Origin of the sequence: Streptomyces sp. NPDC058470 (genome assembly GCF_042721055.1) — a bacterium.
Lineage (GTDB): Bacteria > Actinomycetota > Actinomycetes > Streptomycetales > Streptomycetaceae > Streptomyces.
The window spans coordinates 19517-33475 of record NZ_JBHXMF010000082.1; the positions used below are offsets into that span (position 1 = coordinate 19517).

Consider the following 13959-nt stretch of genomic DNA (forward strand, 5'->3'; position numbering starts at 1 on the left):
GGTCCTGGACGTCGGCAGCGATATCGCGCTGGCCCACGCGGTCGGCCGCGAGATCATCCACGCGGACCTCGCCGACCGGGCCTTCATCGAGCGCGCGACGAGCGGTTTCGAGGAGTACAGACAGTTGGTCGAACCGTGGACCGCCTCGCTGGCCGCGAAGGTGACGGGCGTACCGGTCTCCGCCGTACGGCAGTTGGCGCAGTCGTACGCCCGGCAGGACCGGGCGCCCGGCGGCACCGAGCAGCACGACGGCTCGGAGCACGCACGGGCGCTGGCCAACCTCTCGCTGCTGACGGGGCACTCGGGCGTGGTCGTCGGTCGCCGGACGGCCTTCGAGCTCGTCCGGCACGACCCGCCCGTCGACCTGACGGACGAGCGGTACCCGATCCGGCTCACCACCGGTCGCCGGCTCGGCAGCGCCGGGCGCGGCGGCGGTGGCGCGCCGCCACGGCACCGGAGCGGGTACGTCGAACTGTGCCCGGAGGACGCCGAGCGCTACGGCGTGGTCGTCGGCGAGCAGGTCCGGGTCTCCTCGCGGCAGGGCTCGGTGGTGGCACCGGTATGGGTCGACATCGAGCTGCGGCCCGGACTGGCCTTCATGGCGGCCACGCACGTACCCGACGAGGTGGACACCGGCCTGCTGGCGACCGGGGCGAACAGTCCCATCGCCGGCACGGCGGAATTCACGGCGTCGGCGATCCGGATCGAGCGGCTGCCGGCCGTGACCGGGCGGCCGGCGGACGAGGGGGTGGCGTGCGCCGCCCCCTGATCGCGCGGGTGCAGGACAATGGCTGGGTGAAGGTCACCCAGCCGTACGACCGTCCGGCGACTCACGGCAACCTCCACGGCAAGGGCCGCTCAGGCCACCAGTACGTACAGAACCGGGGCTGATCAACATGGGACGAGTGACGGAACGACGCAAGGTGCTCCGTATCCGCGACGGGGTGGTCTCCACCCGGCCGGACACACTCGTCGCCGAGGAACCCCTGGAGATCCGGCTCAACGGCAAACCCCTCGCCATCACGATGCGCACCCCCGGTGACGACTTCGCGCTGGCGGCGGGCTTCCTCGTCAGCGAGGGGGTGCTGGGCCGGGCGGACGAGCTCACCAACATCGTGTACTGCGCCGGTGCCACGGTGGACGGCTCCAACACGTACAACATCGTCGACGTGCGGACGGCGCCGGGCCTGGTGATGCCCGACATCACGCTCGAACGCAATGTGTACACGACGTCCTCCTGCGGTCTGTGCGGCAAGGCGAGCCTGGACGCGGTCCGTACGACGGCCCGCTGGACGATCAACGACACTCCCCCGGTGCGGCTGGAGCCCGAACTCCTCGCCCTCCTCCCCGACCGGTTGCGGGCGGCGCAGCAGGTCTTCGACCGGACCGGGGGTCTGCACGCGGCGGCGCTCTTCACCGAGGAGGGCGAGCTCGTCGACGTACGGGAGGACGTGGGGCGGCACAACGCGGTCGACAAGCTGGTCGGCCGCGCCCTGCAGAACGGCACGCTGCCGCTGTCCCGGACCGTTCTGCTGGTCTCGGGGCGGGCCTCCTTCGAACTGGCGCAGAAGGCGGTGATGGCGGGCATTCCGGTGCTCGCGGCGGTCTCGGCCCCGTCGTCCCTCGCGGTCGACCTGGCCGCGGAGACGGGCCTGACGCTGGTCGGGTTCCTGCGCGGCGCCTCCATGAACGTGTACGCGGGCGAGCACCGCATCGCCCTACAGGCCGCGGCCGCACAGGGCTGACCGGCTCGCCCGCGTCACGGCGGCGGGGTCTCGACCGGCGGGGAGCGCCCCCTGCGCCGGAGAGGCCCCGCCTCAGCTCCGCCTTCACTCCTGCCCCTGGGTGAACCGCACCTCCGACGAGGTCACCACCGTGCCCAGGCGCGGGAAGTTCAGGCCGACCGCCGCCTCGTGCTCGGGAGCGGTGAGGGCGGCCATCGCATCCTCGACGAAGACGAGTTCGTAGCCGAGGTCGCCGGCCGCGCGGGCGGTGGACTCGACGCCCAGGTTGGTGGCGACGCCGCCGAACACCACGGTGGTGACGGCGCGTTCACACAGGCGCTCGTCCAGCCCGGTGCCCTGGAAGGCGCCGATCGTCCGCTTCACGATCTCCACGTCACCCTCCGCCGCAAGCCCGGCGACCAGTTCACTGCCGGGCGGCTGCCGGGGAATCCCGGGCCGCTCCACCCGGACGAGCACGACCAGCGCCCCCACCGTGCGGAACGCCGACGCCAACTCCTTGGCCACGGCGGCGACTTCGGTCCCCTTGCGAGGTTCCAGGGGCAGCCCGACGATACGGTCCATCAGATCGACGAGCACGAGGGCCGTGTGTGCGGGGTCGAGAGCGAGTCGGGGTTCGGCTTCGGGTGCGTTCATGACGGAACGTTAGCCCGGGTCAGCCGTCCGTAGCGGAAATCCGGATCAACAAGCCCATGAACTGCTCCCGTTCGGCCGCCGAGAGCGAGGCGAGCAGCTCGTCGTTCGCCTCGCGCGCGGCCTTCTCACAGCGCTTCAGGAGGCGGCGACCCTCCTCGGTGATCGACACCGCGTTCCTGCGGCGGTCCGTGAGGTCCGGTTCCCGGACGACCAGGCCGGCGGACTGCAGGTCATTGAGGACGCCGACCAGGTCCTTGGGGTCGAGCCGGATACGGCGCCCCAGCTCCGCCTGGGCGACGGGCCCGAGGTCCGAGACCGCGGAGAGCGCCACGTGGTGCCACATCTTCATGCCCTCGGCGGCCAGCGCCTCGGCGACGAGCGCGCGGCCATGGGCGGCCGCCCGGCCGAGGAGCCAGCTGGGGAGCGCACGAATGGCGGACAGAGACGCAGACACACAAACATCCTATCCAATAATCATTGGACATCCCAATGATTCTCTGGATATCGTTGGGGCTCCCAACGAATCAATGCCCTCAGGAGGACGCTGCGTGACCGCACCGCGGAGCAATAACGGCACAGCGATACCCCTGCCCTGACACCTCGTCACCAGATGTCCGGACGTATGAAGGGCAGGGCCGCACCATGCCGTCGAGTCTCCGCGCTCGTCTCAGATCGACCGTCACCGTCGTGCTCACCACCGCCTCGCTGCTCGCGCTGCCGGTCCCGGCCGGAGCCCAACCGGCCGCGGCGGCAGGCGAGTTCGAGCAGCAGGTACTCTTCAAGGCCCCGCAGGATCCCGGCTACGCCTGCTTCCGGATCCCCGCCGTCGTAAGGACGGCGAAGGGCACACTGCTGGCGTTCGCCGAGGGGCGGGTCCTCAACTGCGGAGACGCGGCCGACATCGACATCGTGGTCAAGCGGTCCACCGACGACGGACGCACCTGGGGCCCCCTCCAGGTCGTCAACGACGGCGACGGCGACACCCACGGCAACCCGGCGCCCGTCGTGGACCGCGAGACCGGCCGCATCCTGCTGGCCGAGACCTACAACCCGGGCCGGGCGGACAGCGCGAACTGCGCCGTCCCCTGCGAGCGCACCCCGCACATGCAGCACAGCGACGACGACGGCCTCACCTGGTCGCAGCCGCGCGACCTGAGCGACGAGCTCCTGCCGGCGCACTGGAACTCCTGGTACGCCACCGGTCCCGTGCACGGCATCCAGCTGACCACCGGCGCACACGTGGGACGCCTCGTCTTCGGCGTCAACACCGAGACGTGGGAGGGAAACCGGCCCACCACCAACCACGCCGCGCTGATCACCAGTGACGACGGCGGCGACCACTGGGCCATCGGCGCGACGGACTCGTGGCCCATCGCCGACGACGGGACCTTCCGCCAGAAGCCGTCAGAGATCGCGCTCACGGAACGCGCGGACGGGTCCGTCCTGGTCAACGGGCGCGAGCAGGACGGCGCCGACCTCGGACACCGCACCCAGGCCGTCAGCAGCGACGGCGGCAGCACCTTCGCGGCGCCCTTCAAGGACATCCCGGATCTCTACGCACCCCAGGTCCAGGGCTCCCTGCTGCGCCTGGGCGAGCGGCTGCTGCTCGCCTGCCCCGGCGACCCGGACCGCCGCCGGACGATGATGATCCGCTCCTCGTACGACAACGGGGCCACCTGGGAGAGCGTGGACCGCGGCACGGTCGTCACGACGGACTGGTCCGGCTACTCGGACATGGTGGCGATCGGCTCCGGAACCGTGGGCCTGCTGTACGAGGGCGGCGCGGTCGACGCACGCGACGAGATCCGCTTCGCCCGCTTCACCGAGGACTGGCTGACCCCGAGCCGCGGTGCGGATCCGACAACGGCCGACCTGGCACCGGGCGCCGAGCCGGCCGCGGTCCTCGGGGGCGCCCAGGAGACGCCGGGCGTGTTCGGCGGCGCGCTCCAGTTCGACGGCGCCGACGACGCCGTACGACTTCCGTACCGGGACCAACTCCCGCTCGGCAGCAAGGCCTTCACCGCCTCCCTGTGGTTCCGCTACACGGCGACCACCGGTGAACAGCCACTGCTGTGGATGGGCGGGTCCGGCAACTCGCAGCCGCAGGTGTGGCTGCGCGGCGAGCCCGAGTCCGGCCGCATCACCGGGCTGATCACCACCCGGGACGGCGCGGCACCCCCGACCACGACGTCCGTGCGCACCATGGGCGCGTACAACGACGGACAGTGGCACCATCTGGCCCTGCGCCGCGGCGCAGCGCAACTGACGCTGTTCATCGACGGTACGGAGCTCAGCACGGCGGACCTGCCCGGATCGGTCAGCCGGAACTCGCCGTTCGGGGTGCACGTCGGCCAACGGATGGACGGCCGGGCGCACTTCACGGGCGCGATCGACGAAGTCCGGGTCGACGCGCGGGCGTTGACCGACGACGAGCTGATCGACATGCGCACGGACAACTTCCTCCCTGTGACGCAGGACACCGTGCTGTGGCTGCCCATGGACCACGTGAGCGGCGGCCGCTAACGTCCGGTGCGTGCCGGACGACGCAGGAGCACGACGCCAGAACGCGACCGGGCTCGGCATCCTGCTCGCCCTGGTCTGCGCCGCCGTACTGCTGACCGCCCTCCCGGACGACGACCGGGAGGGCGGCGACGCGTGCACGGCTCGTACGCTCACGTCCTGGACCGCCGAGGAGCGGCTCACGGACGAGTTCGCCCGGTACGGGGACGACGCCTCGCGCATCGACGACTGGACCGGCGGCGACGGCACGCACTCGGTGCGGCTGCCGGACGGGCGGCTGCTGTGGCTGTTCTCGGACACTTATCTGGGCCAGGTGTACGCGCCGCCGAACCCGGTGGGCGAGTCCTTCGCCTGGCGCGACGCCGCGACTCCGCTGGTGCGCAACTCGGCCGTGGTGATGTCGGAGTCCGGACGCCTGGAGACCACGCTCCCCGCGCCCGTCTTCCCCGACCCGGCGCCGCAGCAGTGGCGCTGGCCGGTCGCGGCCCACGTCGAGCCGCGCTCTCCCGGCTCCTCCGAGCAGGTGGTCCGCGTCCTGCTGTGGACCCGTACGGCGGGCCAGGCCCCGTGGATCTACGGGGTGCCCACGGCCACCGAGGTCGCCACGCTCTCCCTGCCGGATCTGCGGCTCGAAGGCATCACGACGGTCCTGGACCAGAGTTCCGTCGCGGATCCCTCGCGGCGCGTGCTGTTCGGCACCACGACGGTCGACGCGGGCGAGTGGACGTACGTCTTCGGCGGCGACGACGGACAGGCCGCCTCCCGGCCCGCCTCGAAGGCGTACGTGGCACGCGTGCCGCGCGGCGGGCTCGCCGAGCCGGGGGCCTGGGAGTACTGGGACGGTGAGCGCTGGGCGGTGCGGGCGGCTCCGCGGCCGGTCCTCGGGGACGGGCAGCGCACCGGTGTGGGCAGTGCGTTCAGCGTGGTGCGTGACGACGGGACGTATGTGCTGTTCACGATGGCCGCGGGCGCCGCGGGCCTGACCACGGTGACGTCCTACTGGGCGTGCTCGCCGACGGGCCCCTGGCACGGGCCCACTCGGAGCTTCAGTCCACAGCTCCCCCAGGGCGAGGTGGCGGCGTACAACCCGCAGGTGCACGTGGAGTTGAGTGACGAGGACCGTCTCGTGCTGAGCTACGACGTCAACTGGCTCGACGTGACGGGGGCTTCGGCGCAGGCGAACCTCAGCCGGAACGTGTCGCTGTACCGGCCACGATTCGTGACGCTGCGACTGGAGTCCGCTCCCTGACCACCTCGGGATCGCGCGAGCGCCGCTTGGCGATCATCGCGCACACCATCAACTGCATCTGGTGGAAGAGCATCAGCGGCAGCACGGCGAGCGAGGCCTGCGCGCCGAACAGCACGCCGGCCATGGGGAGTCCGGAGGCGAGGGACTTCTTGGACCCGGCGAACTGGATGGTGATCCGGTCCTCCCGGTTGAAACCCAGCGCCTTCGCGCCGTACCAGGTGACCGTGAGCATCACGGCGAGCAGCACGGCCTCGACCACCAGGAGCCCGGCCAGCCGCAATGCGCTGACCTGGTGCCAGATGCCGTGCACCATGCCCTCGCTGAACGCCGCATAGACGACCAGGAGGATCGAGCCGCGGTCGACGTATCCGAGGAACTTCTTGTGCCGCGCGATGAAGCTGCCGATCCAGCGCCGCAGCACCTGTCCGGCCACGAACGGCACGAGCAGCTGGAACACGATCTCGACGATCGAGTCGGCGGAGAAGCCGCCGCTGCCGCCGAGCAGCGAGGCCGCGAGCAGCGGCGTGACCACGATGCCGGCCAGCGAGGAGAAGGAGCCCGCGCAGATCGCGGCGGGCACGTTGCCGCGTGCCATCGAGGTGAAGGCGATCGATGACTGGACGGTCGAGGGGACGAGCGTGAGGAAGAGCAGGCCCTGGTAGAGCGGGTCGGTCAGGAACACCGGTTCGAGGCTGCGGGCGGCGAGACCGAGCAGCGGGAACGCCACGAAGGTGCAGACGAGAACGACGGTGTGCAGCCGCCAGTGGCGCAGTCCGTCGATCGCCTCACGGGTGGAGAGGCGCGCTCCGTAGAGGAAGAAGAGGAAGGCGATGGCGGCCGTCGACGCGCCCGAGGCGACGTCGGCGCCCGTACCCCGCGCGGGGAGCAGCGCGGCGAGGCCCACTGTTCCGAGCAGCATCAGGATGTACGGGTCAATGGGCATCCAAGCCGGCCACTTCAGGCGTCTCACGGTTCTCCACTGCTCGTTCTGTGCGGGGTTCAGTACGTCATTGTCTGAAGTGGGTCGTGCCCTCTCCATCGTCCTCCCCCTGAGCGCAATCGGGAATCCTTCACACCGCTCTGACTGTCATCACGTTTCGCGATAACATCTGGACATGTACGACCCGTCCCAACTGCGTACCTTCCTCGCGGTGGCGCAAACGCTGAGCTTCACCCAGGCCGCCCGGCGTCTGGGGCTGCGCCAGTCCACGGTCAGCCAGCACGTACGCCGCCTGGAGGACGCCACCGGACGGCAGTTGTTCACGCGCGACACGCACTCCGTGGAGCTCACGGAGGACGGCGAGGCGATGCTCGGTTTCGCCCGCCGGCTGCTGGACGTGCAGGAGCAGGCGACGGCGTTCTTCACGGGGACCCGGCTGCGCGGCCGGCTGCGCTTCGGCGCCTCCGAGGACTTCGTCCTCACCCGCCTCACGGAGATCCTGGAGAGCTTCCGGTACGACCATCCCGAGGTGGATCTGGAGCTGACCGTCGAACTGTCCGGCACGCTCCACGAACAGCTCGCGGCGGGGAAGCTCGACCTGGTGCTGGCGAAGCGGCGGCCCGAGGACCCGCGCGGCGAACTCGTCCGGCACGACCGCCTGGTGTGGATCGGCGCGGAACGCCTCCACCTGGACCCCGACCGCCCGGTCCCACTGATCGTCTACCCGCCGCCGGGCATCTCCCGGGCCCTGGCGCTGGAAGCCCTGGAACGCCAGGGCCGGTCGTGGCGCATCGCCTGCACGAGCGGCAGCCTCAACGGGCTCATCGCGGCGGCCCAGGCGGGACTGGGCGTCATGGCCCACTCAAGGGGGCTCATCCCGCCGGGTCTTGTCCGGGTCCCGGAGCGGGCGGGGCTGCCTGAACTGGGCGAGGTCGACTTCGTCCTGCTGCACGGGCGGCGCCGGAGGGCGGCCCAGGGCGCGGCGGACGCACTGGCGGCGGCCATCCTCGGGGGCGGGGACCGGCTGCGCCGGGGCTAACGTGACGGACCCGTATACGTGAGCTGCTTAACCCGGCGCAGGAACGGCGTCGTCTCGACATGCCGGACGCCTTCGAGGCCCCCGAGTCTGCCGCTGAGGTAGGAGTAGAGGTCGGCGGTGTCGCGGGCAACGGCGGTGACGACGATGTTCGAGGAGCCGGCCGTGGCCGAGGCGAAAGCGATCTCGGGGTGGGTGGCCAGGGCCTGCCCGACGGTGTGGAGGGCGGCGGGGGCGGCGGTGATCCACAGGATGGACGCGAGCGGGTAGCCGAGGACCTCGGAGTGGTACTCCACGTCGATGAACACGGCACCCGAGGCGAGCAGCGCGGCCAGACGGCGCTTGACGGCGGACTCGGAGAGGCCGGTGGCCCTTTGGAGTTCGGGGTAGGTGGCGCGCCCGTCGCGTTCGAGGGCGGCGATCAGGGGTTCGTCCTCCGGGACGATCCGGACCGGCCCCGAGGACGCCGGCGCCTCGGGGCGCAGCGCGGCGGTCTGCTCGTCCGTGAGCGCCCCGAACTTGGCCGCCCAGCCCGTCGGTCCGCCGTAGAAGCGGTGCAGCAGCTGGTGGGCGCGGATCTCCAGCATGCTCGGGGTGCGCGGCAGCTTGCCCAGCAACAGTTCGTCGTGGTCACCGGGATGGCGCGGGCGCGTGATGCAGACCACCTCGGTGCCGCCCGAAGCGAGCCCGATCCAGGCGGTGTCGGGGCGCTTGGCGAGCGCGTCCGCGATGATCCCGGCGCTGTGAGGGGCACAGCGCAGCCGCAGGATCCACTGGTCCTGGCCCAGCCGTTCGGCATCGCGTACGGCGACGACGCGGAGCCCGCCCTCGGCGCGCAGCCTGCGGTAGCGCCGCGCGACGGTCTGGTCGGAGACGCCGAGCACCGTCGCGATCCGGCTGAAGGGAGTACGGCCGTCCAACTCCAGTGCGGACAGCAGCTGCAGGTCCAGCAGGTCGAAGGTGTCGGATTCCAAGTCCATCAGGACCACTCCTGTCGGATTCCGGCGCTCTGGCGTTCACGGCCACCACGATCGTCCGGCACGGGCCCATCGTACGGAGGCATACGCATCGGGAACACAGGGGAGTTGAGGACATGCGCACATGGGGACCGCTCACGGCGGTGTGCCTGGGGACGTTCATGTTGTTGCTGGACGTGACGATCGCGATCGTGGCGCTGCCGGACATGGCGCGGGCGCTGCACACGTCGCTGAGTGAGCTGCAGTGGGTGATCGACGGCTATGCGCTCGCGCTCGCCGCACTGCTGCTGGGGGCAGGCGCGGCGGCCGACATCCTGGGGCGGCGCCGGGTGCACGTGGCGGGCGTCGTGCTGTTCGCGGTGGCGTCGCTGCTGTGTGGGCTGGCGTCGGGGGCCGGGATGCTGGTGGCAGCGCGCGCCTTGCAGGGGGTGGGCGCGGCGGCGATGCTCGCGACGACCCTGCCGCTGCTCGGCTCGGTCTACCAGGGGCGGCAGCGGTCGGCGGCGCTCGGTGTGTGGGGAGCCGTGAGCGGCGGCGCCGCGGCGGTCGGGCCGGTGCTCGGCGGGGTGCTCACCGAGGGGCCCGGATGGCGGTGGATCTTCTTCGTCAATCTGCCGGTGAGCGTGGCGTCGGTGTGGCTGACGGTGCGGGTGGTGCCGGAGTCGCGTGGTCCGCGCGGGATGACCATCGACTGGGCGGGCACGGTGGCGTTCGCGTGCCTCGCGGGGGCGACGACGTACGGGGTGGTGCGGGCCGGGGCGGACGGGTGGACGTCGGCGGTCCCGGCAGGCTCGTTCGTCCTCGCGGCACTGGCCCTGGTCGCCTTCGTGCTCGTGGAGCGGCGGGTGGCCCATCCGCTGCTCGATCTCTCTTTGCTGCGCAAGCCGGCGTTCGTGGGCGTGATGGCGGGTGCGCTCGCCTTCAACGGGGTCGCCTTCGGCGTGCTCGCGTACACCTCGATCTGGATGCAGACGGTGCTGGGCATGAGCGCGGTGCGCGGCGGGCTCGCGCTGCTGCCGCTGACGGGGGCGTCCGTGGTGGTCGCCATCCTCGCCGGGAAACTGCTGCACGGGGTTCCGGCGGGGCTCACCATAGGCGGCGGACTGCTGCTGATCGGCTCGGGCACGTTCTGCCAGGCCGTCCTGGACGCCGGCGCGAGCTGGACGGCGCTGGTGCCGGGACTGGTCCTGGTGGGGATCGGCACCGGGTTCGTCGCTCCTGCCATCGCGGGTGCCGCGCTCGCCGCGGTATCGCCCGAGCGGGCGGGCATGGCGGGCGGCGCGGTCAACACGGCCCGCCAGCTCGGGTACGCGCTCGGGGTCGCCGTGTTCGGCACCGTGCTGACCTCCCGTATGCAGGACACGCTGTCGCACGACGCGGCCCACACGCTGGCGGGCGGCGGCGCCGGGGCGCTGCGGGGCGCGCTGTCCGAAAACACCCTGCGGGCCGCGTACGCGGCGGGGCTCAACTCGGCTGCGGTGGCTGCGGGGGTGACCGGAGTGATCGCCGGTGCGCTGGTTCTGGTGCTGGTGCGGACACCTCGGGCTGTGACGGGCAAGGTCGGGGCGCCGGTGGAGCAGCAGCCGGCCGGGGCGCCCCGCGGATGACGGTGGGGCGCCTCTCCGGTGACAGTGAGTGACACTCGCGGGCCGGAAGGGGGACCTCCACATCTGATATCCGGTGCGGTACGGGTCGTACAGATTCGGTGGAGATTGCGGGACGGAAACCTACGGAACCGTAAGAGTTTCCGTCCGGCTCTTCCTCATGTGCGGGCATTTCTGCGACATGTGTGGGCATTTCCGCGACTGACCAGTAGGTATGCCTTACCTCTCTGCGCTGCGACCCCCCTCCCGCCCCGCCTCACGGTGAGGTAGCTTTCACGGCGCTGTGCGGAGCACCACTAGGAGCGGGATTGCGCGAGTTCACCAACCCTCCGTTGGCGTCGGCGCCGCCGGTGGGCGGTTTGGCCGACGTCGTCTTCGATCATGCCCAGGAGGATCCGCTCCACATCGCCCTCGGCCGCAAGGACGAGCAGGGGCAATGGCGTGATGTGACCGCCGCCGAGTTCCGCGACGAGGTGCTCGCACTGGCCAAGGGGCTGCTCGCCCACGGCATCCGGTTCGGGGACCGGGTCGCGATCATGTGCCGTACGCGCTACGAGTGGACGCTCTTCGACTACGCGCTCTGGACCATCGGCGCCCAGGTCGTACCCATCTACTCCACCTCCTCGGCCGAGCAGGTCTTCTGGATGCTGTACGACGCACAGGTGTCGGCCGTCATGGTGGAGCACGAGGACCACGCGATGACGATCGCCACCGTCGTCGAGCGGCTGCCGCAGCTGCACAAGCTGTGGCAGCTCGACGTGGGCGCGGTGCACGAGCTGTACGAGGCGGGCGCGCACATCGACGACGAGGTGGTGCACCGGCACCGGCGCGCGGTCACGCCCGAGTCGGTCGCGACGATCATCTACACCTCGGGCACCACCGGGCGCCCCAAGGGCTGTCTCATCTCCCACGCGAACTTCATGTTCGAGGCGGACACCGTCATCGAGCGCTGGGAGCCGGTCTTCCACTCCAAACGGGGCGACGAGGCGGCCACCTTGCTGTTCCTGCCGCTCGCGCATGTCTTCGGACGCATGGTGCAGGTCGCCGCGATCCGCGGGCGAGTCAAGTTCGGACACCAGCCGCAGCTGAACGCGGCGGCCCTGCTGCCGGACCTGGCCGCCTTCCGGCCGACGTTCTTCCTCGCGGTCCCGTACATCTTCGAGAAGGTCTTCAACGCGGCCCGCCGCAAGGCCGAGAAGGAGGGCAGATCGGGCCCCTTCGAGAAGGCCGTCGACGTCGCCGTGCGGTACGCGGAGGCGATCGAGGCGAAGGCCTGGGGCATCGGACCCGGCCCCTCGGCCAGCCTGCGCATGCAGCACCAGGTCTTCGACAAGCTCGTCTACTCCAAGGTGCGGGCCGCGATGGGCGGCCGGGTGAAGCACGCCATGTCGGGCGGTTCGGCGATGGACCGACGGCTGGGGCTGTTCTTCGCGGGCGCGGGTGTCTTCATCTACGAGGGGTATGGGCTCACCGAGTCCACGGCGGCCGCGACCGCCAACCCGCCCGAGCGCACCCGGTTCGGCACCGTCGGGCAGGCCATCCCCGGCACCACCGTGCACATCGCGGACGACGGCGAGATCTGGCTGCGCGGCGACAATGTCTTCCAGGGCTATCTGAACGACCACAAGGCCACCGACGCCACCCTGCAGGACGGCTGGCTCGCCACCGGCGACCTGGGCTCGCTCGACGAGGACGGCTACCTCACCATCACCGGGCGCAAGAAGGAGATCCTGGTGACCTCCGGCGGCAAGAGCGTCTCGCCGGGGGTGCTGGAGGAGCGCGTACGCGACCATCCGCTGGTCGCCCAGTGCATCGTCGTCGGCAACGACCGCCCCTACATCGCCGCGCTCGTCACCCTCGACTCCGAGTCCGTCGAGCACTGGCTCCAGATGCGCGGCAAGGCGAAGATGACCGCCGCCGACCTCGTGCGCGACCCCGACCTGGAGACCGAGGTGCGGCGCGCGGTGGTCGCCGCGAACACGCTGGTGTCGCAGGCCGAGTCGATCCGTACGTTCCGGATACTGGCCCACCAGTTCACCGAGGAGCACGGGCTGCTGACGCCCTCGCTGAAGCTGAAGCGGAAGGCGATCGAGGACGCGTACTCGACGGAGGTCGAGGCGCTGTACAAGGCGTGAGCCCGCTCGAAGACACGGTGACGAGGCGCTGACGGAGGCCGTCGCTCACGGCCCACCATCCCCTCGGGCCGGAGGCCGTGCCGCGGGGACCCGAAGGGCAGGGACGCGTACCTCGGGTCCATGTCCGGCCGGTCCCGGGCTGCTCGCGTTGCGGGTCCGCGCGACGAATCCACCGTCCAGGAATGCGACACGGGCCGTGATCGTTCACGATGGTGGTATCACCCGACGACTGAAGGATCGAGAGCTCGTGAGCAAGGTCCCCCCGATCATCCTGAACAACGGCGTCGAGATGCCGCAGCTTGGTTTCGGCGTCTGGCAGGTGCCGGACGACGAGGCGGAGCGGGCGGTCGCCACCGCGCTGGAGGCCGGGTACCGCAGCATCGACACTGCGGCGCTCTACGGCAATGAAGAGGGCACCGGCAGAGGCCTGGCCTCCTCCGGAATCGCCCGTCAGGATCTCTTCGTCACCACCAAGCTGTGGAACGACGACCAGGGGTACGACTCGACCCTGCGTGCGTTCGACACGTCTCTGGAGAAGCTCGGCCTGGAATACGTGGATCTGTACCTGATCCACTGGCCGACACCGGACCGAGGCAAGTACATCGACACGTACAAGGCCTTCGAGAAGATCCTCGCGGACGGCCGGGCCAAGTCCATCGGCGTCTCCAACTTCCTCCCGGAGCACCTGGAGGCGCTGATCGCGGCGACGTCCGTCATCCCCGCCGTCAACCAGATCGAACTGCACCCGCGGCTCCAGCAGTTGGCGACGCGTGAGTACAACGCGGAGCAGGGCATCGCCACCGAGGCCTGGTCCCCGCTCGGCTCGGGCAAGGGCCTCCTCGAAGTGCCGGCGATCGTCGCCGTCGCCCAGAAGCACGGCCGCACCCCGGCCCAGATCGTGCTGCGCTGGCACCTCCAGCTGGGGAACGTCGTGATCCCCAAGTCCGTGACCCCGTCCCGGATCAAGGAGAACATCGACATCTTCGACTTCTCCCTGGACGCCGAGGACATCGCGGCGATCTCCGCCCTGAACGAGGACCGCCGCCTGGGTCCCGACCCGGCGAAACTCAACTGAGCCGGACCCGCACGGACGACGACGCCGGCCCGGACGCGCAGCACG

At 70.8% G+C, this 13959-nt stretch carries 12 protein-coding genes and 1 pseudogene; 9 read left to right on the forward strand and 4 right to left on the reverse strand.

The window, feature by feature from the left end; genetic code table 11:
- Positions 1-4 precede the first annotated feature (4 nt).
- The 3 genes and pseudogenes from ACFWP7_RS38590 to fdhD all read left to right on the forward strand — a co-directional run.
- Positions 5-769, forward strand: a pseudogene (locus ACFWP7_RS38590) (molybdopterin dinucleotide binding domain-containing protein); the annotation flags it as partial.
- On the forward strand, positions 754-891 hold the full coding sequence (locus ACFWP7_RS38595; RefSeq protein ID WP_384391916.1) for a hypothetical protein: 138 nt from the start codon (positions 754-756) through the stop codon (positions 889-891). The pseudogene ACFWP7_RS38590 and the gene ACFWP7_RS38595, both read left to right, overlap by 16 nt.
- Before the next feature lie 5 nt (positions 892-896).
- A complete protein-coding gene (gene fdhD / locus ACFWP7_RS38600; RefSeq protein ID WP_384391919.1) occupies positions 897-1745 on the forward strand; it encodes a formate dehydrogenase accessory sulfurtransferase FdhD in 849 nt (282 codons plus the stop codon).
- 84 nt (positions 1746-1829) lie between these two features.
- Here the strand turns inward: fdhD and ACFWP7_RS38605 are convergent, their stop codons facing one another.
- Positions 1830-2378 carry an isochorismatase family protein gene (locus ACFWP7_RS38605; RefSeq protein ID WP_384391922.1) on the reverse strand — a complete coding sequence of 183 codons (549 nt, stop codon included), beginning with the start codon at positions 2376-2378 and terminating at the stop codon, positions 1830-1832.
- A gap of 19 nt (positions 2379-2397) precedes the next feature.
- A complete protein-coding gene (locus ACFWP7_RS38610) occupies positions 2398-2832 on the reverse strand; it encodes a MarR family winged helix-turn-helix transcriptional regulator (RefSeq protein ID WP_384391925.1) in 435 nt (144 codons plus the stop codon).
- Positions 2833-3020: 188 nt separating this feature from the next.
- On the opposite strand from ACFWP7_RS38610, the gene ACFWP7_RS38615 reads away from it, so the two are divergent.
- The gene (locus ACFWP7_RS38615; protein ID WP_384391928.1) at positions 3021-4901 is read left to right on the forward strand and encodes an exo-alpha-sialidase; all 1881 of its coding nucleotides are present in this window, start codon (positions 3021-3023) and stop codon (positions 4899-4901) included.
- Between the two features lie 10 nt (positions 4902-4911).
- On the forward strand, positions 4912-6147 hold the full coding sequence (locus ACFWP7_RS38620) for a DUF4185 domain-containing protein (RefSeq protein WP_384391930.1): 1236 nt from the start codon (positions 4912-4914) through the stop codon (positions 6145-6147).
- Here ACFWP7_RS38620 and ACFWP7_RS38625 read toward each other — a convergent pair.
- Positions 6083-7090 (reverse strand): bile acid:sodium symporter family protein, encoded by a 1008-nt coding sequence (locus tag ACFWP7_RS38625; protein WP_384391933.1) that lies wholly within the window; start codon positions 7088-7090, stop codon positions 6083-6085. The genes ACFWP7_RS38620 and ACFWP7_RS38625 overlap by 65 nt on opposite strands.
- 172 nt (positions 7091-7262) lie before the next feature.
- Between ACFWP7_RS38625 and ACFWP7_RS38630 the strand changes: the two genes are divergently transcribed.
- Positions 7263-8126: a LysR substrate-binding domain-containing protein gene (locus tag ACFWP7_RS38630; protein WP_384391936.1), complete on the forward strand. Its 864-nt coding sequence runs from the start codon at positions 7263-7265 to the stop codon at positions 8124-8126.
- Here the strand turns inward: ACFWP7_RS38630 and ACFWP7_RS38635 are convergent.
- On the reverse strand, positions 8123-9103 hold the full coding sequence (locus tag ACFWP7_RS38635; RefSeq protein ID WP_384391939.1) for an Lrp/AsnC family transcriptional regulator: 981 nt from the start codon (positions 9101-9103) through the stop codon (positions 8123-8125). The genes ACFWP7_RS38630 and ACFWP7_RS38635 overlap by 4 nt on opposite strands.
- A gap of 113 nt (positions 9104-9216) precedes the next feature.
- On the opposite strand from ACFWP7_RS38635, the gene ACFWP7_RS38640 reads away from it, so the two are divergent.
- The 3 genes from ACFWP7_RS38640 (at position 9217) to ACFWP7_RS38650 (ending at position 13914) form a co-directional block, all read left to right on the forward strand.
- Entirely contained in the window at positions 9217-10707 is a 1491-nt protein-coding gene (locus ACFWP7_RS38640; protein ID WP_384391942.1) for an MFS transporter, read from the forward strand.
- Between the two features lie 305 nt (positions 10708-11012).
- On the forward strand, positions 11013-12839 hold the full coding sequence (locus ACFWP7_RS38645) for an AMP-dependent synthetase/ligase (protein ID WP_384391945.1): 1827 nt from the start codon (positions 11013-11015) through the stop codon (positions 12837-12839).
- 289 nt (positions 12840-13128) lie between these two features.
- Complete coding sequence (locus ACFWP7_RS38650; protein ID WP_384391951.1) at positions 13129-13914, forward strand: aldo/keto reductase; 786 nt, start codon at positions 13129-13131, stop codon at positions 13912-13914.
- The last annotated feature ends 45 nt before the right edge of the window (positions 13915-13959 follow it).